At 65.8% G+C, this 21349-nt stretch carries 19 protein-coding genes; 13 read left to right on the top strand and 6 right to left on the bottom strand.

Annotation, left to right across the window (positions count from 1 at the left end):
- Positions 1–32: 32 nt before the first annotated feature.
- The 8 genes from ACW175_RS14360 (at position 33) to ACW175_RS14325 (ending at position 9818) form a co-directional block, all read left to right on the top strand.
- On the top strand, positions 33–911 hold the full coding sequence (locus tag ACW175_RS14360; protein ID WP_492100724.1) for a DJ-1/PfpI family protein: 879 nt from the start codon (positions 33–35) through the stop codon (positions 909–911).
- Positions 908–1189 carry a copper resistance CopC family protein gene (locus ACW175_RS14355; protein ID WP_492100723.1) on the top strand — a complete coding sequence of 94 codons (282 nt, stop codon included), beginning with the start codon at positions 908–910 and terminating at the stop codon, positions 1187–1189. The genes ACW175_RS14360 and ACW175_RS14355 overlap by 4 nt, the downstream gene beginning before the upstream one ends.
- A gap of 120 nt (positions 1190–1309) precedes the next feature.
- Positions 1310–2443 carry a histidinol-phosphate transaminase gene (gene hisC / locus ACW175_RS14350; protein ID WP_492100722.1) on the top strand — a complete coding sequence of 378 codons (1134 nt, stop codon included), beginning with the start codon at positions 1310–1312 and terminating at the stop codon, positions 2441–2443.
- Between the two features lie 3 nt (positions 2444–2446).
- A complete protein-coding gene (locus ACW175_RS14345) occupies positions 2447–3709 on the top strand; it encodes a Glu/Leu/Phe/Val family dehydrogenase (protein ID WP_492100721.1) in 1263 nt (420 codons plus the stop codon).
- 33 nt (positions 3710–3742) lie between these two features.
- Positions 3743–5584, top strand: a complete 1842-nt coding sequence (locus ACW175_RS14340; RefSeq protein WP_492100720.1) for a copper resistance system multicopper oxidase — start codon at positions 3743–3745, stop codon at positions 5582–5584.
- Positions 5581–6462, top strand: coding sequence for a copper resistance protein B (locus ACW175_RS14335; RefSeq protein ID WP_492100719.1), 882 nt, complete (start codon positions 5581–5583; stop codon positions 6460–6462). The genes ACW175_RS14340 and ACW175_RS14335 overlap by 4 nt, the downstream gene beginning before the upstream one ends.
- A 265-nt stretch (positions 6463–6727) precedes the next feature.
- Positions 6728–7546 (top strand): formate dehydrogenase accessory sulfurtransferase FdhD, encoded by an 819-nt coding sequence (gene fdhD, locus ACW175_RS14330; protein WP_492100718.1) that lies wholly within the window; start codon positions 6728–6730, stop codon positions 7544–7546.
- Positions 7539–9818 (top strand): FdhF/YdeP family oxidoreductase, encoded by a 2280-nt coding sequence (locus ACW175_RS14325; RefSeq protein WP_492100717.1) that lies wholly within the window; start codon positions 7539–7541, stop codon positions 9816–9818. The genes fdhD and ACW175_RS14325 overlap by 8 nt, the downstream gene beginning before the upstream one ends.
- Before the next feature lie 155 nt (positions 9819–9973).
- Here the strand turns inward: ACW175_RS14325 and ACW175_RS14320 are convergent, their stop codons facing one another.
- Positions 9974–10444, bottom strand: coding sequence for an Lrp/AsnC family transcriptional regulator (locus ACW175_RS14320; RefSeq protein WP_492100716.1), 471 nt, complete (start codon positions 10442–10444; stop codon positions 9974–9976).
- A 130-nt stretch (positions 10445–10574) separates the two neighbouring features.
- On the opposite strand from ACW175_RS14320, the gene ACW175_RS14315 reads away from it, so the two are divergent.
- The gene (locus ACW175_RS14315) at positions 10575–11516 is read left to right on the top strand and encodes a DMT family transporter (RefSeq protein WP_492100715.1); all 942 of its coding nucleotides are present in this window, start codon (positions 10575–10577) and stop codon (positions 11514–11516) included.
- Between the two features lie 2 nt (positions 11517–11518).
- Entirely contained in the window at positions 11519–12736 is a 1218-nt protein-coding gene (locus tag ACW175_RS14310; RefSeq protein WP_492100714.1) for an amino acid aminotransferase, read from the top strand.
- 107 nt (positions 12737–12843) lie between these two features.
- On the opposite strand, the gene ACW175_RS14305 is transcribed toward ACW175_RS14310, so the two are convergent.
- Together ACW175_RS14305 and ACW175_RS14300 are read right to left on the bottom strand one after the other, a co-directional pair.
- Positions 12844–13122, bottom strand: coding sequence for an HU family DNA-binding protein (locus ACW175_RS14305; protein WP_492100713.1), 279 nt, complete (start codon positions 13120–13122; stop codon positions 12844–12846).
- Between the two features lie 62 nt (positions 13123–13184).
- Positions 13185–13874: a hypothetical protein gene (locus ACW175_RS14300; protein ID WP_492100712.1), complete on the bottom strand. Its 690-nt coding sequence runs from the start codon at positions 13872–13874 to the stop codon at positions 13185–13187.
- Between the two features lie 176 nt (positions 13875–14050).
- On the opposite strand from ACW175_RS14300, the gene ACW175_RS14295 reads away from it, so the two are divergent.
- The 3 genes from ACW175_RS14295 (at position 14051) to ACW175_RS14285 (ending at position 15553) form a co-directional block, all read left to right on the top strand.
- Positions 14051–14290: a hypothetical protein gene (locus tag ACW175_RS14295; protein WP_492100711.1), complete on the top strand. Its 240-nt coding sequence runs from the start codon at positions 14051–14053 to the stop codon at positions 14288–14290.
- A 437-nt stretch (positions 14291–14727) separates the two neighbouring features.
- The gene (locus tag ACW175_RS14290; protein WP_492100710.1) at positions 14728–15129 is read left to right on the top strand and encodes a type IV secretory system conjugative DNA transfer family protein; all 402 of its coding nucleotides are present in this window, start codon (positions 14728–14730) and stop codon (positions 15127–15129) included.
- Between the two features lie 7 nt (positions 15130–15136).
- On the top strand, positions 15137–15553 hold the full coding sequence (locus ACW175_RS14285; RefSeq protein ID WP_492100709.1) for a CopG family transcriptional regulator: 417 nt from the start codon (positions 15137–15139) through the stop codon (positions 15551–15553).
- Positions 15554–15826: 273 nt separating this feature from the next.
- Here the strand turns inward: ACW175_RS14285 and ACW175_RS14280 are convergent, their stop codons facing one another.
- From ACW175_RS14280 to ACW175_RS14270, 3 genes are read right to left on the bottom strand one after another with little or no spacing between them, the layout of a single operon-like run.
- The gene (locus tag ACW175_RS14280) at positions 15827–16585 is read right to left on the bottom strand and encodes a TauD/TfdA family dioxygenase (RefSeq protein ID WP_492100708.1); all 759 of its coding nucleotides are present in this window, start codon (positions 16583–16585) and stop codon (positions 15827–15829) included.
- On the bottom strand, positions 16582–19179 hold the full coding sequence (locus ACW175_RS14275) for a hypothetical protein (RefSeq protein WP_492100707.1): 2598 nt from the start codon (positions 19177–19179) through the stop codon (positions 16582–16584). Before ACW175_RS14275 ends, ACW175_RS14280 begins: the two co-directional genes overlap by 4 nt.
- Complete coding sequence (locus ACW175_RS14270; protein ID WP_492100706.1) at positions 19179–21317, bottom strand: hypothetical protein; 2139 nt, start codon at positions 21315–21317, stop codon at positions 19179–19181. The genes ACW175_RS14275 and ACW175_RS14270 overlap by 1 nt, the downstream gene beginning before the upstream one ends.
- Between the last annotated feature and the right edge of the window lie 32 nt (positions 21318–21349).

The following is a 21349-nucleotide window of genomic DNA, read 5'->3' as shown; positions in this document are numbered from 1 at the left end:
CGGCGGCCTTGCCGTCTGACGAGGCCTGATCCATGACGTTTGTTGTCGGGATGCTGATCTATCCGCAGATGACCAATCTGGACTTCGCCGGACCTTTGCAGGTGTTGGCGAAGCTTCCCGACGTTCAACTGCATATCCTCTGGAAGGCGGTCGGGCCCGTGCCGACCGACGCCAGTCTTTCGGTGCTGGCCGACACCGCCCTGGCCGATTGTCCGGCGCTGGACATGCTGTTCGTGCCCGGCGGCCCGGGCCAGATCGCCCTGATGGACGATCTCGACGTCATCGCCTTTCTGGCGACGCAGGGCTCGCGGGCCCAGTGGGTGACCTCGGTCTGCACCGGGGCGCTGCTGTTGGGCGCGGCTGGCCTGCTGGCCGGTTACAAGGCGGCCACCCACTGGACGGCCATGGATCAATTGCCGTTGTTTGGCGCCGAGCCGGTCTACGAGCGGGTGGTCATTGACCGTAACCGGATCACCGGCGGCGGCGTGACGGCCGGCATCGATTTTGGCCTGCGCATCATGGCCATGCTGCAGGGCGACGAGATGGCCCAGCGCACCCAGCTCGGCTTGGAATACAATCCCCAGCCCCCCCTTCGTCGGCGGGTCTCCCGACCTCGCGCCCGCCCATATCGTCGCCGCCTTCAGGGAACGGGCCGCGCCGATGACCGCGCGCCGCATCGCGGCGTCGCGCCGCTCCGCCGATCGTCTCAAGCCCCCTGTCTCAAACCCGATCTGACCGTTCAACAGGAGTTCCCATGCGTCTATCCGCCATGCTCGCCGTCTACTCTATCGTCGCTAGCCTCGCCGCGCCCGTTTGGGCCCAGACCGCCGCGGCGCCCGCTGCGGACCCTCACGCCGGTCACGACATGGGCGCCATGGCCGTGGGCGCGCCGGGGGAGAAGCGCTCGATGATCAAGACGTCCACCCCCGCCGACGGCGCCATGCTGATGGGACCGCCCGAAACCTTCGCCGTCACCTTCGTGCATCCGATGGTGCTGCAAGACATCCTGATCGTTGACGCCAACGGGCAGGCGGCTCCGGTGACGTCAAAGCCGACGGCGACGGGCGAGTCCAGCGCCACGATTGCCCTGCCCAAGCTTTCGCCGGGAACCTACAAGCTGACCTGGACAGGCGTCGGCTCGGGCAGCGGCCGCACCATGACCGGCTCCATCGGCTTCATGGTCCACTAGATCGGTTGTTTGGCGAAGGTTGGCCGCTTCGCATGGAGGTTTGTCCGGCCTTCCTCCCTTCGGCTTCCTAGAACCGGAGGGAGGGCCAAGACCGGCCCGGCGAAATGAGAGCCTCAGCCTATGTCGAGCGTTTCCCTGGATCATCTGGCCCCCGCCCATATCCGCGACATGCCGACCTATGTTCCCGGCAAGCCGGTCGAAGAGGCGGCCCGTGAGTTTGGACTGGCCGAAGACAGCATCATCAAGCTGGCCTCGAATGAAAACCCGCTGGGCATGAGCCCCAAGGCCAAGGCCGCCGCCGCGGCGGCTTTGGAGCAGGGTGAGCGCTATCCCGACGGGCACGCCTATACCCTGCGCCAGGCCCTGGTGCGCAAGCTGGGCGTGGCGGCCGATCAGATCGTGCTGGGCAATGGCTCCAGCGACCTGATCGTCATGGCCGCCGCCGCCTTCCTGACCAGCGAGAATTCAGCGATCGTCTCGCAGTATGGCTTTTCGGCCTATTTCCCGGCCATTCGCGCTCAGGGCGCCGAACTGATCGTGACGCCAGCCAAGGACTATGGTCACGACCTCGACGCGATGCTCGCGGCGATCAAGCCCAACACGCGTCTGATCTATATCGCCAACCCCAACAACCCGACCGGCACCATGCTGTCGGCCGAGCAGCTCAAGGCTTTCCTGGTCAAGGCGCCCAAGGATGTCGTCGTCGTCCTGGACGAAGCCTATCGCGAGTTCCAGACCGACGCCCAGCGTCCGGACTCGCTGGCTTGGCTGGACGAGCATCCCAATCTGCTGATCTTCCGCACCATGTCCAAGGCCTACGGTCTGGCAGGCTTGCGGATCGGCTTTGCGATCAGCTCGCCGTCGGTCGCGGGTCTGGTCAACCGGGTGCGCCAGACCTTCAACACCAGCCTGTTGGCCCAGGCCGCGGCCGTCGCGGCCCTGGATGACCAAGAGTTCCTGGATCAGACCTATGCGGTAAACGTCGCGGGGCTCAAGCAGCTCTATGAGGGGTTTGATCGTCTGGGATTGCCCTATGTGCCGTCGGCCGGCAATTTCGTGATGGTGGAAATCCCCGAGGCCGGCGCGGTCTATCGCGCGCTGCTGCAGAAGGGCGTCATCGTCCGTCCGCTGCGTCCCAACTACAACCTGATCGATCACCTGCGCATTTCGGTGGGCCTGCGCGAGGAAAACGCTCGGTTCCTCGACACGCTGGAACAGGTGCTGGCCGACCAGAAGACCGCTCAGCCGGCCTGATCGATGAGCATCTATTCCGGTCCTGTTTTCGAGATGGCCAGGGAGCAATTCCTGGCCGTCGCCAATCATCTCGACGTGCCCGAGGATGAACGGGCCAGGCTCCTCTATCCCAAGCGCGCGATCGCCGTCTCGGTGCCGATCCACCGCGACGACGGCTCCACCGAGGTCTTCCAGGGCTTCCGCGTTCAGCACCACCTTTCGCTTGGCCCCAGCAAGGGCGGCACGCGGTTCTCGCCCGACCTTGAGATGGGGGAGGTGGCGGCCCTGGCCGTCTGGATGAGCTGGAAGTGCGCCCTGGCCGGCTTGCCCTACGGCGGCGCCAAGGGCGGCGTGGCGTGCGATCCGCGCGCGCTGTCGCCCCGCGAGCTGGAAGCCGTCTCGCGGCGCTACATGCAGGAGATGATCCCCTTCGTGGGGCCGCACACCGACGTCATGGCGCCCGACATCGGCACCGACGAGCGCATCATGGGCTGGTTCATGGACACCTATTCCATGCACCAGGGCTACGCGGCCTCGGAGATCGTGACCGGCAAGCCCCTGGCGCTGGGCGGCACCGCCGGCCGTCGCGAAGCCACAGGCCGCGGCGTGGCCTTCACCGTCGCAGAGGCGATGAAATCGCTCAACCTCGAAGCGTCGGGCTCGACGGCGATCATTCAGGGCTTTGGCAATGTCGGGTCGGTCGCGGCCGATGTGCTCAGCGCCGAGATGGGCGTTCGCATCGTCGGGGTCAGCGACCATAGCGCCGCCTACTACGACAAGCGCGGTCTGCCCGCCGCGGCCCTGGTCCGCCATGTCCAGCAGCACGGCTCTCTCAAGGGGTGGTCCGGTCAGGCCGAGATTGATCCCGCCGAGTTGCTGACCAAGCCCTGCGACGTGCTGGTTCCGGCCGCCGTCGAGCGGGTGATCACCGAGCAGAACGCCGACGCGCTCCAGTGCCGGATCCTGGCCGAGGGGGCCAATGGCCCAACCACGCCCGGCGCCGATCGCCTCCTGGCCGAGCGGCGAGGCGAGGTGTTCGTCATCCCCGACATCCTGTGCAATTCGGGCGGCGTGATCGTCTCGTATTTCGAATGGGTGCAGGGGCTGCAGCGGCTCTTCTGGAGCGAGGCGGAGGTCAACGCCCGTCTGCGCGAACTGATGAGCGGCGCCTTCCAGGCCGTCATCAATCGCGCCGCGAGCGATGGCGTCTCCACCCGCGTCGCGGCCACGTCCATCGGCGTTGAGCGCGTGCGCGCGGCAAAGGCGCAACGCGGCTTGTTCCCATGATCCCATCAACGCTCAACGGAAGCAGCACCTGACATGACGATCCTGCATCGGCGCCATCTTCTGGCGGGTCTTGGCGGCGGCGGCTTGACGCTAGCGGCTCCGGCCTGGGCGCGCACCGGCTCGGTCGGGTTGCCGCCGCCGTTGGCGACCTTGTCGGGCGCCGACATCAAACTGACCATCGGCCACGGCCGCCATCCGGTTGATGGACGTCTGGGACATGCCGTCTCCATCAACGGCACGACCCCGGGACCCCTGCTGCGCCTCAAGCAGGGGCAGACGGTGCGCCTGGCCGTCGAGAACCGCTTGGCCGAGGACACCTCGCTGCACTGGCACGGCCTGCTGGTGCCGCCGCAGTTCGATGGCGTGCCGGGCGTCAGCTTTCCGGGTATCAAGCCCGGACAGACCTTCGTTCACGAGTTCCCGCTCATCCAATCGGGCACCTATTGGTACCACAGCCACTCGGGCCTGCAGGAACCCGAGGGCTGCTACGGACCGATCGTCATCGATCCCGAAGGCGAGGACCCGGTGCGGTCCGAGCGCGAGCACGTGATCGTGCTGTCGGACTACAGCTTCATGCATCCGCACCTGATCATGAAGCGGATGAAGCAGCAGGCCGGGTTCTTCAACGACCAGAAGCAGACGCTGGCGGGCCTGTTTGCGGGGCGCGACCAGACTCTGGCCGAGCGCATCGACTGGGCCAAGATGTTGATGGATCCCACCGACATCTCCGACGTCACCGGGACGACCTACACCTATCTGGCCAATGGCCATGGCCCCAAGGACAACTGGACCGGCCTGTTCAAGCCCGGCGAGCGCGTGCGTCTGCGCCTCGTCAACGCCGCGGCCCAGACGATCTTCAATGTCCGATTGCCGGGCTTGCTGATGACGGTCGTCGCCGCCGACGGCCAGAACGTGCGTCCGGTGGTGGTCGACGAGCTTCAGATCGCCAACGCCGAGACCTTCGACGTCGTCGTCCAGCCATTGGACGACAAGGCCTATACCCTGGTCGCCGAAGCAGTGGACCGTTCGGGCCTGGCCCGCGCGACCTTGGCGCCGCGCCTGGGCATGAGCGCCGATGTCCCCCCGCTTCGAGAGCGCCCGCTTACGCGGATGAAGGACATGGGCATGGGTGACACCGACCACGCGTCCGGGGCGCCCATGGCGGGGATGGACCATGGCGCCCTGGGCCACGACATGGCGGCCATGGGGGCGGCCACAGGGCCCGGCGCGGGCCCGAAGGCTCCGCCGGGCATGGCGCCGCAGGCTAAGCGGGGCGTCGATACGATGGCGGCCATGGGGGATATGGGCGGCATGGATATGTCGATGCGCAATCCCGCCAACGCACCTCAGGTCCGGTTGAGCCCCACTGTCCAGACCCTGGCGCCGATGCCCTCGGACCGCACGGGCGAGCCGGGGCAGGGGCTGGGGAGCGTTGGTCACCGCGTGCTGGTCTACCAGGACCTGGTGGCCTTGGAGCCCAATCCCGACACCCGCGCGCCGTCGCGGGCGATGGAAATTCATCTGACCGGCAACATGGAGCGCTTCAGCTGGGGCTTCGATGGCGAGGCGTTCAGCGACAAGACCACCAAGCCCTATGCCTTTCGGCAGGGAGAGCGCGTGCGCGTGACCTTGGTCAACGACACCATGATGGCCCACCCGATCCACCTGCACGGCCACTTCTTCGAATTGGTCCATGGCCCGGCGGGCCACTTGCCGCGCAAGCACACGGTCAATGTCCTGCCCGGGGGAAAGGTGACCTTTGACCTGACCGCCGACGCGGCCGGCGACTGGGCCTTCCACTGCCACATGCTCTACCACATGCACGCGGGGATGTTCCGCGTCGTGACCGTTCGGCCCGGGGAGGACGCGGCATGAGGCGGGCTGTTTTGATCGTTCTGACCAGTTGCGCGCTCTCGGGCTCGGTTCTGGCCGGCTCCGCGCTGGCGCAGGAGGTCCACGTCCACGGTGCGGCGCCAGCGGCCCCAACCGGCGGCGGCGCGCCCGCCGTCGCCAGCCCCCAGGCGCCGCCGCCGCCCGTTCCCGCCGATCATGTCGCCGACCGGCTGTTTGATCCCGCCGAGATGGCCAAGGCCCGCGCCCAACTGCGCGTCGAGCATGGCGGCATGGTCTATTCGCAGGTCATGGCCAACCTGGCCGAGTATCAGGCCGGCTCCGGCGAGGACGGTTACCGCTGGTCCGGCGAGGCCTGGTACGGCGGGGACATCGATCGCCTGGTGCTGAAGACGGAAGGCGAGGGCGCGCGACGCGGCGGCGCCGAGGCCGCCGAGGTTCAGGTGCTGGCCTCTCGCGCGGTCAGTCCGATGTTCAATCTGCAGGGCGGTGTTCGCCAGGACCTGGGCAAGGGCCCCGATCGCAGCTACGCCGCCCTCGGCCTGGAGGGCGTGGCGCCCTATTGGTTCGAGGTGGAAGGCGCGCTCTTCCTGTCCACCAAGGGCGAGGTTCTGGCGCGGGTCGAGACCAGCTATGACCTGCGCTTCACCCAGCGCCTCATCCTGCAACCGCGCGCCGAAATCAACCTGGCCGCACAGACGACCCGTCAGACCCAGACCGGCTCTGGCGTTTCCAATGTCGAACTCGGCTTGCGCCTTCGCTACGAGTTCCGGCGAGAGTTTGCGCCCTATGTCGGCGTTTCCTACGAGCGTCGCTATGGAGGAACGGCTGATTTCGCCAGGGCGGCGGGAGAGGATGTCGCGGGCGCGCGCTTCGTGATCGGTTTGCGCGGCTGGTTCTAGGCGAGGTTGTTGACGCCGCCGCCACGTCCTGGCCTGGCAGGCTCGGGGCCGGTCGGCTCTGGGCCTCGACGGGATACTCGGCCGCCCTTCGGCTTGGCGCGGATGCGGCGCATCCGGCATCCGTGCCCGCAGAGCCAAGGGGGGCTGCGCCAGTCGAAGACGCGAAAAGCGGTGCGATCGGGCGGGCGAGCGCGATCTCGTCGACGTACCATAAGGCGACGAGGCGCAACGGGCGCTGTCGAGGCCCTGGTCCTTGGAGCTCACCATGACTGAGCTAGCGGCGGCAACGCGGAGCGGCGTGCAGTGGCGTCCCTCTGGGACGACGCCGCATACGCGGGCGACGCCGCTCGAAACACCCGTGGCCCTATCCTTCGATGGACGCCCCCACACGGTGCTGATGGCCACGCCGCGCGACGTCCACGACCTCGCCATCGGCTTCACCCTGACCGAAGCGGTCGCGACGATGGCCGACATCGTCGCGGTCGACATCAAGACCGTCTCGCTGGGGATCATGGTCGATGTTCGCCTGGCGCCAGGCGCGGCCAATCGCAAGGCTCGGCCGCGCACGCTCGAGGGGCGGTCCAGCTGTGGCCTCTGCGGCGTTCAGCGGCTGGCCGATGTGGTCCGGCCTTTGCCGGCCGTCCCGGAAGGCGAACACTTCCGCCACCTTGCGGTCCAGAGGGCCATCGACGCCCTGGCCGACCATCAGCCGCTTGGCCGGCAGACGCGGGCGGCCCATGCGGCGGCGTTCGCCAGCCGCGAGGGGGAGATCCTGGTCGCGCGCGAGGACGTCGGTCGCCACAGCGCGCTGGACAAGCTGGCCGGAGCGATGGCCCGCGAACGGATCGAGGCGGCGCGGGGCTTTGTCCTGGTCACCAGTCGCTGCTCGTTCGAGATGGTCGAAAAGACCGTCCGCCTGGGCGCGTCCGTGCTGGTGGCGGTGTCGGCGCCGACCGACCTGGCCATCGCCAAGGCCGAGACGGCTGGGCTGACCCTGGTCGCCTTGGCCCGCGCCGACGGCCACACCGTGTTCACCCGGGCCGATCGCCTGGTCGACGACATAGCGGAGCTTGTCCATGGCTGAAATCAAGATCCCCGGCGTCAAGCGCTACGACGGCCCCGCCGGGGGCTGGGGCGCGTTGAAGGCCGTGGCCGGCGCCCTAGCCAACCAGGAGACGGTGATCGAGGGCGGCAAGACGCTGCTCAAGGCCAACCAGCCCGAGGGCTTCGACTGCCCTGGCTGCGCCTGGCCCGACCCCAAGCACACCTCGTCGTTTGAGTTCTGCGAGAACGGCGCCAAGGCCGTGGCCTGGGAGGCGACGACCAAGCGCGCCACGCCCGATGTCTTCGCGCGCCATACGGTCAGCGAGCTGCTGACCTGGACCGATCACGCGATCGAGGACCTGGGCCGGCTGACCGAGCCGATGGCCTACGACCCGGCCGACGACCGCTACAAGCCGATCGCCTGGGACGAGGCCTTTGCCCGGACGGCGGCGGGGCTAAAGGCGCTGGACGATCCGAGCGCGGCGGAGTTCTACGCCTCGGGCCGGGCCAGCAACGAGGCGGCCTTCCTCTACCAACTGATGGCGCGGCGGTTCGGCACCAACAATTTCCCCGATTGCTCCAACATGTGCCACGAACCGACCAGCGTCGGCCTGCCGGACTCCATCGGCCTGGGCAAGGGCTCGGTCACGCTGGAGGACTTCGATCACGCCGACCTGATCCTCTGCTTTGGCCACAACCCCGGCACCAACCATCCCCGGATGATGGCGACCTTGCGCGAGGCTAGCCGGCGCGGCGCGACGATCCTGGCGTTCAACCCGTTGCGCGAGCGGGCGCTGGAAAAGTTCGCCTCGCCGCAGGACCCGATCGAGATGGCGACCCTGTCGTCGACCCCGATCGCCTCGGCCTATTATCAGGTGACCGTCGGTGGCGACGCGCTGCTGGTGCAGGGCATGATGAAGGCGCTGCTGGCGATGGAGGCGCGCGACGGCGGCGTTCTGGACCATGAGTTCATCGCTGAGCACACCACCGGGTTCGACGATCTGGCCGCCCAGGTCGCGGGGCTGGAGTGGACGGCCATCGAGGCCGGCTGCGGTCTGCCGCGCGCGCGTATCGAGGAAGCGGCGGCGGTCTACGCCAAGGCCAAGGCGGCGATCCTCTGCTACGGCATGGGGCTGACCCAGCACCGCGATAGCTCTGGAACCGTTCAGCAGCTGGCTAATCTGCTGTTGCTGAGGGGCAATATCGGCCGGGCCGGCGCCGGGATCTGTCCGCTGCGCGGCCATTCCAACGTCCAGGGCAACCGCACGGTCGGCATCGCCGAGAAGCCGTCGACGGCGATGCTGGACTCCATAAGGGACGTCTTCGGCTTCGAGCCGCCGCGCGAGCATGGCCACACCGTCGTGGAGGCCATCGCCGCCATGGAGCGCGGGGAGAGCAAGGTCTTCATCGGGCTGGGCGGCAATTTCGCCGTGGCCGCGCCCGATCCGGTGCGGACCTTCGCGGCGATGCGGCAGCTGGACCTGGCCGTCCACGTCGCCACCAAGCCCAATCGCACGCACCTGCTGATCGGCAAGGCGGCGATCCTGCTGCCCTGCCTGGGTCGTACCGAAAAGGATGTCCGCGCCGGGGTGCGCCAGTCGGTGACCGTCGAGGACTCGATGTCGATGGTCCACGCCTCGCGGGGTTTGAACCCGCCGGCGTCCGTGCACCTGATGTCCGAGCCGGCGATCGTGGCCGGTATCGCCACGGCGCTGTTTGGCGACGATCCGCTGGTCGATTGGCCGGGCCTGGCCGATGACTACGACGCCGTCCGCGACCTGATCGCCCGTGTCTTCCCAGGGTTCGACGACTACAACGACAAGGTCCGCATCCCCGGCGGCTTCCGCTTGCCGGTCGGACCGTCAGACCGGGTGTGGATGACGGCGACGGGCAAGGCCAACTTCCTCGTGTTCGTCCCCAGTGGCGGCGACCCGCGCCAGGGCGATCCGGACGTGATGCTCCTGACCACCCTGCGTAGCCACGATCAGTACAACACCACGATCTATGGCAACGATGACCGCTATCGCGGGGTGTTCGGCCGGCGCGACGTCATCTTCGCCAATCCTGACGACATGGTGCGGATGGGTCTGGCCCAAGGCGACCTTGTCGATCTCGCCGCGGCGTTCGACGAGACGCGCGAACGGGTGGTGCGGGCCTTCACGGTCGTGGCGCGCGACATTCCGCCGGGGTGCCTGGCCGCTTATTATCCCGAGACGAACGTGCTGATCGCCCTGGAGGACCACGACCAGCGTTCGGGCACGCCGGCCTACAAGTCCGCGCCGGTGCGCCTACGCCAGAGCCGGACGGGCTGAGGGGGTGTCAATCAGCGCACAAGCGCTTCCAAGCCGACGGCTGGATTTGCGCGCTACAGCGCTGTGAGCTGCGTTGATGACCTACGAGTGTAACGCAAATTCGCATTACCGACGCCCGCGCCTTTTGCCTCAATAGGTCGACAGACGTCAGACATTTACGGGTGATTGCCGGCGATGACGGGAAACACTTTCGATTGCTTGACGACGCCGTAGGCGAAACTTGTATCGATCCCGGAAACACCTGGGATCAAGTGTAATTGACGACGAACGAAGCGTTCATAATCCTCGAAGTTTTCAACGAGAACGCGCAAGAGATAATCGGCGTCTCCCGTCATGACGTAGCAATCCAGAACGCGATCAATCTTGGCGATCCGGCTCTCGAAATCGACCACGCTGTCGTGAGTGTGCCGATCGAGTCTGATGCGGACGAACGCCGTGATCGGCAGTCCATAGGCCTTCTGGTCCACCTGAACCGTATAGCCCCGGATGACACCCGACGCCTCAAGCTGGCGCAGCCTGCGTAGGCAAGGCGAGGGTGACAGATTGATCCTCTCCGCCAGTTCCTGATTTGTGGCCCGACCATCCGCCTGCAGCGCCAGGATCAGGGCGCGATCTTTCGCATCCATGTGATTTTCCAGTTTTGGCAGATTCTGCCGTTCAGCGGCTAGGATTCAGCTGACTTTGATCATTCCGAGCCGTCATTCGACGATATCCCAGTCGCCACTGCAACAGCAACGATTTGCGGCGCGGAGACGAATGAAAACGACCCTTGAGACTGCAGCGCCAGACCGCGCCGCGCGGCCTGACGCGGCGAGCGGCGCGCTTGCGGGCGGGTATGTCGCCATGGCGATCACCCTGACGGTCTGGGTCTGTTTCGCGCTGTCAATTCGCGCGATCGGCCGTTCATCGCTCACCATCGCTGACGTCGCCGCCATTCGGTTCATTACCCCAGCCTTGGCGTTCCTGCCGTTCCTGCCCAGGCACTGGCCGGCGATCCGATCGGCTCCAAAAGGAGCGGTCGTCCTGATCGCCGTCGGCGGCGGACTGCCCTTCTTTTTCCTAACCGGGTTGGGCGGGCGCGCGACCTCCGCGGCCTATGTCGCGATTTTGGTCGCCGGTGTGGCGCCCGCCTTCGTTACGGCGCTGCTGGCGTGCGTGCGGCGACGCTGGCCTGGCGTTCGAGAAAGCCTTGGGCTGGGCGTCATTCTCCTCGGTGCCGCAGGCCTGTTGGCTCATGCAACGCCGGTCCAAGGTTCAGCCGCCGCTTTCGGCGTGGCGGCGCTCCTGTCCGCCAGCTTGCTCTGGGCGATCTTTACCCTGGGGTTGGGGTGGGCCCGGCTAAATCCAGTGGCCTCGGGCCTCGTTGTTTGCTTGCCATCATCGCTGCTGCTGGCCTGTCTTCTCTGGGCCGGAATTTTGCCAAGCCACCTTGCTCATAGCGCGCCCCAGGATGTCTGGCGGTTCCTGCTGCTTCAGGGTGTCGCGGTCGGCATCGTCTCGGGTCTCAGCTACACAAGAGCGATCGCCAGACTGGGCCCGGCCCGCTGCTCGATCATCGGGGCGCTCAGCCCTCCGTTGTCCTGTCTCGCCGCCGTCCCGCTGCTCGGTGAGCCGCTCGCCGCGCAGGATCTTTTCGGCGCTCTGCTGGTGGCCGTGGGCGTGAGCCTGGCGACGTGGCCGCGTCAGACGGGACAATAGCCATGTACGCATCGCTGAACGCCGCGCCGCTCGATCCTCTCTGGGGCCTGGCCCACGCGTTTTCGAAGGACCCGCGACCTGACAAACTTGATCTGATTGTCGGCGTCTACCGCGACGTGACCGGCGCGACACCCGTCATGAGGGCGGTGGCGCTTGCGGAGAACCGGTTGGCCAAAGCCGAGAGCACAAAAGCCTATCGGCCGCTCGCCGGTCACCTGGCGTTCAACAGGCTGACCACGGAGATGATCCTGGGCGACAAAGACCTTGTCGGTCGGTCCGCCACGATCCAGACCGTTGGCGGAACAGGGGCCTTGCGACTGCTCGGCGAACTGGCGGCGCAGGCCAATCCGGCCGCAACGGCCTGGATCAGTGATCCGGGGTACGTCAACCACGCCCCAATCTTCCAAGCCGCCGGTCTGGCCGTACGGACCTACCCTTACCGCTCCAGAGAGGGCCGGCTCGACGCCGGGCCGATGCTGGAGGCCCTTCAGGCCGTTCCTCCTGGCGATGTTGTTGTCTTGCAGGCCTGTTGTCACAACCCGACAGGCTGCGACATGCCGCTGGAACTCTGGCGCGCTCTGGGCGAACTCGCGCAGCAGCGGGGCTTCATTGCGCTGGTCGATGTCGCCTACCAGGGCCTGGGACACGGGCTGGAGGAAGACCTTGCCGGCCTGCGGGTCCTCGCCGGTGTGGTGCCCGATCTCCTGGTGTCGGTCAGCGCGTCCAAGGCCTTCAGCCTTTACAGCGAACGGACCGGCGCCGCGATCATCCTTGGCCGGGATGGCGTCCGCGCCGCCAATGCGCGAGATCACTTGGAGGTCATCGCCAGACGCAGCTATTCCATGGCGCCGGATCATGGCGCGGCGGTTGTCGCTGAGGTGCTGGGAAGCGCCGATCTGGCCGCCCTATGGCGATCAGAACTGGAAGACATGCGAACGCGGATCGTCGCCAACCGGACCGAACTCGCCGAGGCCTTCGCACGACATGGCCCCGACGGCCGTCTGACGGGCCTGGGCCAACAGTGCGGGATGTTCTCCCTGCTGCCCTTCACGGAGCCCGAAATGCTCAGGATGCGCGAGGAGTTCGCGATTTACGGGACGGCCTCTGGCCGGATCAATCTCGCAGCGATGATCCCGGGATCTGCTGGGTCTCTGGCGACGGCGGCTGCGGGTATACAGGCGTCCCGCGCGGCCGATCCCTGGGGGATCGGCCGCTCTTGATCGGATACGCGGCGCCGCCGGGCAAAGGGGGCGAAGACCTCTGAGCGCGGGAGTGGCGTGGCGAGGAACTATCCCTGCAACAGCCCGGCTCGCACGCGCCTTAGCGCTTAGCCGTTGACGGCGTCCTTCAGCTGCTTGGCCGGCGTGAAGGCGACTTTCTTGCTGGCGGCGATTTCGATGGCCGCGCCGGTCGAGGGGTTGCGGCCGGTGCGGGCCGGCTTGGCCTGGACCTTGAACTTGCCAAAGCCGGGGATCGACACCTCTTCGCCCTTCACGGCCGCCTCGGTCAGCGCCTTGAAGACGCCGTCGATCAGGGCCTTGGCTTGGGTCTTGGTCAGTTTGGGTTCGGCGGCGACGGCGGCGTCGATCAGATCCGAGACATTCATAAGCAGCTCCTTGCGATGAGAATCGAAGACGCGAGACTGCTGGTCCAACGCGCGGTTGTCACTCAGTCCTGACCGTAAGTCGCCGCTTCGATCGCGTCGAGCACCCGCAGGTTAGCGCTCTCCCAGCCCTCGGCCGCCGCCAACAGCGCGTCGCGCGCCTTGGCGATCCAGATCGCATCGGCGAGCGGCGCGGCGGCCAGGGTCCGAAGACTTTCTGGCGTGGTGTCAAACTGCGCGAGGAGGGCGGCGCGATCCTCGTCGGTATCGTCATCGTAGGCCGCGGCCGTTACCAGACGCTGGGCGGCGATCGCTTCACGCCGCAGCGGGCCGGGCCGTTTGCTTTCATCAAGCGGCCAGGTCGCCCAGATCTCTTCGGGGGGCGCGCCGCGTTGCTTGGCCAGGTGGCGCGCGACGGCGTCCATCATCGCCGGGTCAAGCTTTGGCCTGTCCCAGGCGCGCGCGCCCATCAGGGTCATGAACGGCTCGGGATGGGTCAGCAGGGTGTAGACGCGATCGACCACTTCGATCATCAGCGCCTTCATCTCCGTATTGTCCAGGCGCGAGACCTGCGCCCATGGGATCTCGCCGTAGGGGGTGACGACCCGAACGTCGCTGTAGTCCCCCACCGCCGTGTCGGGCGAGATCCCGGTATGCAGCTCTTCCAGCCGCGAATTGCGCATGCCGGTCTCGACGATCGCCAGGGCGAAGGCGGTGCGCGCCGCCTCGTCGCTCGTCTTGCGGTCTCTGCTCATCGTCACGCCATCCTGATCATCGCGCCACCATGCCGCCGCCCGGCGCCTGAGCCAAGCGGCAACAGGCCCGCGCGCTCAGCGCCGTTCTGGCGCGACGGCGCTGGCCAAGGGCTTCAGCGCGCCTTAGATCGCGGGGCGCGGCTCTGGCCGACTCCAGCAGCATGGGATTTTGCGTCGTGTTCAAGACCACCCGCGCCGAGGCGCTCGTCACGGCCCGCCGCCTCCTGCGCGGTTACGCCGGCGCGCCCGATCCTCGCCGCCAGGTCCAGCAAGTGTACGGCGCCCTGGTGCATGGCGAGGGTTGGAACGCGCGCCACCAAGCCGACATCCTGGCCTTCGGCGCATGGCTGCAAGGCCATCCCAGTCTTGGGGAGCTGAAGCCGCGCTGCGAAGCGCTGCTCAACAAGATCGCCTAACGTCGCCATTCCCGCCAAGGCGGCCGCGCGCACCGTAAAGCACTGCTAGGCGCAGGCCGGATTCGCGCTTTGGCGCGGCCAGGCGCGCAGTTTCAACTGTCCATGCGAATCCCGACCGAGGCGAACGGTGCTGACGCGGGCGCGTCCGGGCGCTTGGCCGGAGAGTCTGATCCCGCGAGGTCTCTTTTGGCCGCTGCCGCGGCCGTGGCTTGGGGCTCCGCCCCCGGCGCACTTCGGATCGCCTTCCGCCCAGCTTCGGGCGGGGCGGGCAAGGCTTGGCGATCGGGAGGTCACGCCCTGCAGCCGGGTCCCCGCGAAGCCGCCCCTCCGTTTGCACCCCCGGTCTCGCCGACGGGCATCGGCTTTCGCCTTGGCTCGGTCATCTCATGGTCAGCCGCCAGGAGACCGCTCGGCCCCTGCTTACGCCGGGCGAAGTGATGCAGCTTCCGTCGGATGAGGCCTTGGTTCAAGTGTCCGGTGTGCCGCCGATTCGAGCCACCAAGGTGCGCTATTACCTCGACTCCGAGTTGGCTGACCGGGTGGGTGAGCCGCCGACCGAACTGAAGCCGCTCAGCGCTGGGACGCCAGCCGACTGGACTGGAGTGGCCGTCGCCGCGACGGCGACGGGGAATGAACGAGGAGAGGGCGGTGACGAAGGCGGACACCGCATCGAGCCTGAACTCGAGGCACCGGCCGAGCCGCCGCCGCCGCAGGCCTCGGAGGTCTGGCTGGACTTGGAGCCGGAGAGCGATGAATCCAGCCAAGCCGAGCAGAACCGACTCTTCAGGGCCGCGGCCAGGCAAGCCAGTCTCGATCCTGACGACGGCATCCCCTTGTGAGGTCGCGATGAAGATCCAGACCAAGGTCTTTCTGTCCCGAGATCTCGTCCTCGCGCTGGACGAGGCTTCGCGGCGAACCCGCCGCTCGAAGTCAGAAATCGTGCAGGCCGCTGTCGCCAGCTATCTGTCGCCGGACGGTGACGAGGCGGCGGAGGCAGCGGTCGTTCGACGGCTTGATCGCATTGGCCGATCTTTGGAGCGACTCGAAAGAGATGTGACGATTTCCAACGAGGCGATCGCCTTGTTCGTGAAGGCCTGGCTGACGGCCACGCCGAGTCTCAGCGCTGGCGATCAGAAGGCCCAGAACGCCAAAGGGCAAGAGCGCTATTTGGGGTTTCTTGACGCCCTGTCACGCCGGCTGGCGTCAGGCCGGCTGTTGCATTCTGAGGTCTTGGAGGATCGCTCCGGGAAGGCGGAAGCATGACTCTTCTCTGACCCTAGAAGGGTCCGCTTTCGGGAAGTGCGGCCGCAGCCGGCGACGCGAGCGTGAGGGTGACTCCAGAGGGGCCGTTGGCGATGTACGGTTTCTGGCAAGCTTGGTTCGATGTTTCGCACCGACGGATTGTTGCGGAATCTCTGGCCCGCCGACACCGGGCCTACATCGACGAGCTGCCGGCCTTCGCGGTGGTTGTCTGACCAGCAACCCGGGGGCCGTGGCGGGCCGGGCTTTCGTCGACGGCTCTTGGGCCTAGAGGCCTCAGGCGCCGGCGCTGATGAATCCGAGCAGGGCCTGGCGGCCGTTCTTGCGGGTTGCGGTCTGCGGCGTCCGGTCATGAAGCGCCCGCCAGTTGTCGATGACAAGCAGGGAGCCGGGTCTGGTCGGGACAACGACCTGAACCGCGTCGGCCGCGCGGCCGAGTTGTCCCAAAGCTTCGGCGACGGAGGCGGGCATGTCATGGCCGAGATGGTGGAAGCCTCGCGCGATGGACGGCGCGAAAAAGCGGATGCCCCGCGTGCCGTTACCGATCTCGGCGATCACCTTGAACCATCTTGGCGGCTGGGTGTCAGAGTAGCTGAAGGGCAGCGCTTCGCGCTCGAGCACGGCGAGGGCCCGACGCCCGTCCTCGGTCCCGGCCATCTGCTCAAGGACGGCGTTCGAGGACGCCAAGCGCCATGCGCCTGCGCTCGGATCGCCGGGATCCGCCCGCGCGACGTACACCAGGCTGATTTTCGGACGATCGTCGTGGGAGGCGAAGTCGCCGTGCCAGCCGATCGCTTCGGGCCGGTCGAAAGGGGCGGCGTTCTTGCGCCGAGTTGGGGCGGTCCTGATGATCGGGTCTTCAGGCGTGCAGCCATCGGGAACGTAGGGGGTGCCGAGCTGGACCATGAGGGTTCTCAACAATGCGCCCGGATCCTCCTCGGAGAGCTTGGCGAGACCTGTCCAGAACCCCCCGGCCTTGAGCGCAGTGCGGATGTCTTCGAGGTCCGGCGGCGTATCTGAAAGCGGCGCGATCATGCGGGGCGGGCCGCAAAACGGGTTCTCATAGAGGTCGCGGCGGCCTCTTCGAGGAGGGCGCGAGCGTGCGCGGGATCGTAGGGGTTGTCGGCCCGCAAAACCATGCCGGCCCAGGCGTAGGCGTATTCGTCTGCGAGGCTTGTCGCGAAGGTGACGGGATCATCGGTGCTGATGGTCCAGGCCAGCGTCTCAAGACCGCTCTCTCTCGCTTCTTGGCTGCTGCGCGCGAGGAAGGTCTGGGACGCCACCGCGTCCAGACTTCCGACGACGAGGTTCGAGCTCGGATTGGACTCGATCGGGATCTGCCACCGCGCCAGATGCCGGATGACCGTCGATCGAGCCTTTATGAGCAGCGCGAGCTCGTGCGGTTTAGAGGCAAGCACGCGGACGGGACGAGGAGTGTTGGCGCGCCGCTGGAGCCCCCTGCTCCAGATGTAGCGGTGAAGAAGCTTGCGATGAGGTGCCTCGTCGCCCGCGAGGGGCGTCATGGCGCTCTGCAATCGGCGCATGACCGGCTGTCCGATCGCGGTCCATAGATCCATCGCGGTTACGATGGGATCCTCCCCCGCCCCCGGTGCCGCATCCAGACGAGAGAGGACGCTCTCAACCTGATCTTGTAGCCACTTTTCTTCGTCAACCGATCGGACGCCCGCGCCGTGACACTCTCTTGGACGCCGCAGACTTTTGACCTTTGTCGGAAAGCCGTCCGCACTTGCCGTGAAGCTGGCGAGGAAACCTAGGTCCTGGAGGCGGTCGAAGTCGCTGACGTGGATGACCTCGCCCTCGCGACGATGCCACCAATCTTTGGGATCCAACGTCACGGCGAGGCCGTGGCCTATGCGGTCGCCCCGACGAATGACGCCCCATCGGAAAGGTTCAGCGACGGTTCGGACACCGGTGGTCAACCAAGCGAAATCCTCGCCCGTATGCATGGTCACACGCAAAGGTTCGATTTTCATTCGGGGGGCGCCGGGAACCTGGCGGTTCGCGCGGGACGCCAAACCCTTCGACGACGTCCTAGCCGCAACGTCCGATGAGGCCTCCCGCACCTGACGAAGGGTCTGAGCGGAGACCCAGAGAGGCTGATGTTCTTCGACGCCGCAGATGTCGACGCCGCGCAGATCGATGAGTCGGCGCGGATCCTGCTGAAGCAAGTTGGCAATGCGCCTGGCGAGGTCGTTCAGTTTTCGCCTGCTGGCACCGTAAAGGGGGAGCGCCCCCTTGGGTTGGCTACGCTGGAAGTGGATAAGGACAGCGTCCTGAACCCGCGGGTCGGTGCCAGATTGACCAAGGCGGCGACGGGGGGCTCGCCCGCGATCCTGTTCCGCATCTATCCAGTCTTTGGGCGACACCCGATACTCGGTCGATCGCAAGTCCAGCTCCGGCGCTTGGGCGGCCTGGACGCCGACTGACGTCTTGCTCGGCTGATAGGTTTCGATCTGAGTGAAGTGATGCAGGAACTTCGCGAGCCCATGCCGGCCCGGTGAGTGCACCAGCATGCGGTAAGTAGCGGTCTTCACGCGAAGATATTGCAGCAGGAGGGCTTCGTACGCTGTGTCGGGATCCCGAGTGTTCAGGTGGCGGAAGGCCGCCGTGATCGTCGTGCTCTCCGTCTGGGCGACTGTGTCGAGGAAGTCCCGCTGCGAGCTGGGATGCTGGGGGACAGGCGTTCTTCGACGCGCATCGTCCCGCCGTGCGTCCATGGCGAGGCGACGAGCCTGTTTCGGCCACGGATAGGCGCCTACGGCCGGGCCGTTCTGGCCCTCAAACAAAAGGTTGTTCAGCCGCCGGCATAAGCCCCTGCAATCGTCGCACTCGTCGAGTTGGCCGGTGTGTTTCGCATGTTGGCGGAGAAGTTCGGCAGACAAGAATGCCCGGTGCAACTGGCCGAGCCAAACCTCCATGTGTTTCGCCTTCGCAGCTTCGTGCACCGGATCCGACGCGCCTGTCGGGTCCATGCATCGCGGACATCTGCCCTTATGAAGGCCGGGACAGTATGCGCGGGCCAGCCGCAGGCTCGCCTCAAGCTCATGGGGCTTCAAAATCGTACGGACCTGCAGTGAGGCCCACAGCCTGTCAAAGGTCACGCTCGCGGATTGGTGGAGGTGCTGTTGCGCCACTGGACCGTCCGGAGCCATTGACGCGTGCAGGAGGCGGATCCGGGGCGGTGGGGACGCTCGCCCCACGCGGGCTGCAGCGGCGGCCGCGAGAATACTTCCCGGCATGAGCAGCGAAATGAACCGCCAACGGAGGATTTCTCGCCCGGGTTCGTGCTCGTCCACCCGCAGAATGAGATCTCGACCGTCAAACTCAAGCAGATCTCCACCGAGCTTGGAGATCCTTCGGTGAATTGGCTGAGTGTCCGTCAATTTAGCGCGTTCAAGACGTTCGAACGCTATCTCGAGGGCTTCATCAGTGGCAGCGGCTGTGGTCTTCAGATCCTCCTGGTGCGCCGTCGACCGAAGGCGGGCCCAGCCTTCAATGTCGGCTCTCGTCGACGTTGTGCGGACGTCCAGAAAAGCCGCTGGATCGCGCAGATCGGCAGAAATGGCCTCGGCGTAGAGACGATCCGAAAGAGCCGGAAGGTCGACCATCAGGGTTCGCCAAATCCCACGGCGTGAGTTAGTCCAATCTTCTCCGCCCAAGGCGATTTTCGACCTTCCAAGTCGAGGAGGGTTTCGAACTCTTGCTCGATCTGCGTCACCCGGTCGCGAACCTGCCCATGATCGCCGAGCAGCGCCTGGCCACCGGTGATCAGTGCATCTGTAATCTTCTGACGCCGTTCTTGGCGCATCTCCTTCGTCCAATCGTCAGAGACGTCTTTGAGGAGAAACCGCTGTAATTCGAGAGGTAGGCCAATCTCGGGCCGTGCCAGTTGGACCCAAGCCTGCGGCGGCGATTTGTCGATGAGCGTTTGGATATTCTCGAGGGTCGGCTTCTTCGACAGGTTGGGCTTGGCCGAAACGACGCCGGTCCACTTCAGCTGATAGCCGATCCATGCGTAGGCGAGCATCCAAGCTCTGTCAGATAGTGGCAAAGCTCGGATGGTGTTGATGACCACGTCCCAATCGCGGGCCCAGCTCATCAGGCGCAGCGGGGAGGGATGGATCAGGGTCGGCCAGCTGAAATCCATGAAATAGGGCCGATAGTGGAAGGTCCAAACCAGCGCTCGTTCCATTTCCCAGCTCATGTCGGGTGCCTGGACGTTGTAGGAGTCTTCCTGAAGGCTTACCGCCAGTATGGCTTGGCTCCGGCGCACTTCGGCGGTTGCAGACTCCTGCGACCGCCGGACGTCCGGGGTTTGATCGACGAAGGCAAGGGCTCGCGACGCCGGCGGTAGAACTTGGAACTCCGGCCCGGCGCTGAGGTCGATGCGATAATCGAGACCCACAGGAACCGAGAACTGTTCGTTAAATCGCGCGATCAGTCGTCCCTTCAAAGCGAACTTGATCCGGCGCGAGGCCGACACGGCCTTGTTGGAGCCGGTGGATCCAACGAGCTGATCGTATTCGGCGCCTCCGAGAATGCGCGCAACGGCCTGACGCGTTCGATCCTCAGGGTCCGTGACTTCGCAGACCGACTCCCATGACTGCTGCGTGGTCCGATAGGTCGCCAGAGGAAGTGCAAAGGACAACTTGGAAACGACGACGGCCATGCGCGACAGATACTGGGACAGACGCGGTGGCGTATGCGGAAGCTTCTTGTCGCCAAACTGCGCGTTGCCGGAGTCTGCATCCCAGCCCCACCGTTTCAGGATCTCCGAGAAGCGCCTTCGTTCACCTTCGAACGCGGAAACCGGCGGATATTCGAGGATATCGCGCAGGGAAAGGCGATCTAGCCGCCACCGATACTTTGTTGGGAACACCTTTTCGAATGAAGCCTTAGCCAACGCTTTGGCCCATTCATCCTCCTCGTCGAGCGGATTGTCCCTCAACTGCCGATTCGCGACGATATTCTGCTGGCCGAGATAATCGAGCTCAAGCATGTCGAGCATGTGCGACCGGTCTGCGGAGACGATGAAATAGACGTTGTGATCGTAAAGTAGCCGTATCGCCGGCAGGATCTCCCGCATTCGCTCAACCTGCAGGTCGCAGTCATCGATCATAATGACGAACGCGGTTTTGTTCGTGAAATTGAACGGCGCACCGGCGCCCGCATCGATGATTTTTTGGACGAAAGCGCGCCACTCCAATCCCAGCGTCTGCCAGTCCTGAATCTGCTCTTCCTGATCGAGAACTTGGTCGATCAGCGTTTTGCGCTCGCCTAGTTTGCCCCAGCCGGCCACGGCTTTCCGGAACAGACCCTGCCAGCTGTCCATAACCGAGTCTTCGTTGTCCGAGTCCTCGTAGACTTTGTCTCTGGACAGCTTGTCGGCGACACGGCGCCAAGATTGGACAAGTCCGGCCACCACCGGCATCGAGGGGGGGAGGGGGTCGAAATCTAGAATGCCCAGCACCCGGATGTCGCTGGGCGGAGCCCGAAGGCTGGCAACTTGATCCTTCATCTTGAGGAGTTCGGCGCGATCGCCATACGCGTCGGCGAGGCCAGACCGGTCGAAGGTGTCGCCCCAGCGCTCGATCATCGCATACATCAGCGATGTCTTTCCGGCTCCTCGATCCCCGTCCAGGAGGAACACTCTGTCTCCCCGCCTTTCAGCAACTGGCCAAACCGCCTCCTTCGAGGGAACAGGGCGGGGCGGCAACTCCTTGAGATGCTGTTCGATCTTGAGCATGATCTCGAGCTCGTGGGGGGACAGCAGAGCAG

The organism is Caulobacter sp. FV1ye6ST, assembly GCF_058681225.1.
The sequence above is the reverse complement of the archived record's forward strand: the minus strand, read 5'-3'. Positions and strand labels throughout refer to the sequence as shown.

Coding starts and splice junctions, on each gene's coding strand:
- ACW175_RS14305 (WP_492100713.1), bottom strand. CDS start 13,122: ATGAATGTCTCGGATCTGATCGACGCCGCCGTCGCCGCCGAACCCAAA.
- ACW175_RS14320 (WP_492100716.1), bottom strand. CDS start 10,444: ATGGATGCGAAAGATCGCGCCCTGATCCTGGCGCTGCAGGCGGATGGT.
- ACW175_RS14310 (WP_492100714.1), top strand. CDS start 11,519: ATGTACGCATCGCTGAACGCCGCGCCGCTCGATCCTCTCTGGGGCCTG.
- fdhD (WP_492100718.1), top strand. CDS start 6,728: ATGACTGAGCTAGCGGCGGCAACGCGGAGCGGCGTGCAGTGGCGTCCC.
- hisC (WP_492100722.1), top strand. CDS start 1,310: ATGTCGAGCGTTTCCCTGGATCATCTGGCCCCCGCCCATATCCGCGAC.
- ACW175_RS14360 (WP_492100724.1), top strand. CDS start 33: ATGACGTTTGTTGTCGGGATGCTGATCTATCCGCAGATGACCAATCTG.
- ACW175_RS14335 (WP_492100719.1), top strand. CDS start 5,581: ATGAGGCGGGCTGTTTTGATCGTTCTGACCAGTTGCGCGCTCTCGGGC.
- ACW175_RS14280 (WP_492100708.1), bottom strand. CDS start 16,585: ATGATCGCGCCGCTTTCAGATACGCCGCCGGACCTCGAAGACATCCGC.
- ACW175_RS14315 (WP_492100715.1), top strand. CDS start 10,575: ATGAAAACGACCCTTGAGACTGCAGCGCCAGACCGCGCCGCGCGGCCT.
- ACW175_RS14270 (WP_492100706.1), bottom strand. CDS start 21,317: ATGCTCAAGATCGAACAGCATCTCAAGGAGTTGCCGCCCCGCCCTGTT.
- ACW175_RS14275 (WP_492100707.1), bottom strand. CDS start 19,179: ATGGTCGACCTTCCGGCTCTTTCGGATCGTCTCTACGCCGAGGCCATT.
- ACW175_RS14285 (WP_492100709.1), top strand. CDS start 15,137: ATGAAGATCCAGACCAAGGTCTTTCTGTCCCGAGATCTCGTCCTCGCG.
- ACW175_RS14325 (WP_492100717.1), top strand. CDS start 7,539: ATGGCTGAAATCAAGATCCCCGGCGTCAAGCGCTACGACGGCCCCGCC.
- ACW175_RS14340 (WP_492100720.1), top strand. CDS start 3,743: ATGACGATCCTGCATCGGCGCCATCTTCTGGCGGGTCTTGGCGGCGGC.
- ACW175_RS14355 (WP_492100723.1), top strand. CDS start 908: ATGATCAAGACGTCCACCCCCGCCGACGGCGCCATGCTGATGGGACCG.
- ACW175_RS14290 (WP_492100710.1), top strand. CDS start 14,728: ATGCAGCTTCCGTCGGATGAGGCCTTGGTTCAAGTGTCCGGTGTGCCG.
- ACW175_RS14345 (WP_492100721.1), top strand. CDS start 2,447: ATGAGCATCTATTCCGGTCCTGTTTTCGAGATGGCCAGGGAGCAATTC.
- ACW175_RS14300 (WP_492100712.1), bottom strand. CDS start 13,874: ATGAGCAGAGACCGCAAGACGAGCGACGAGGCGGCGCGCACCGCCTTC.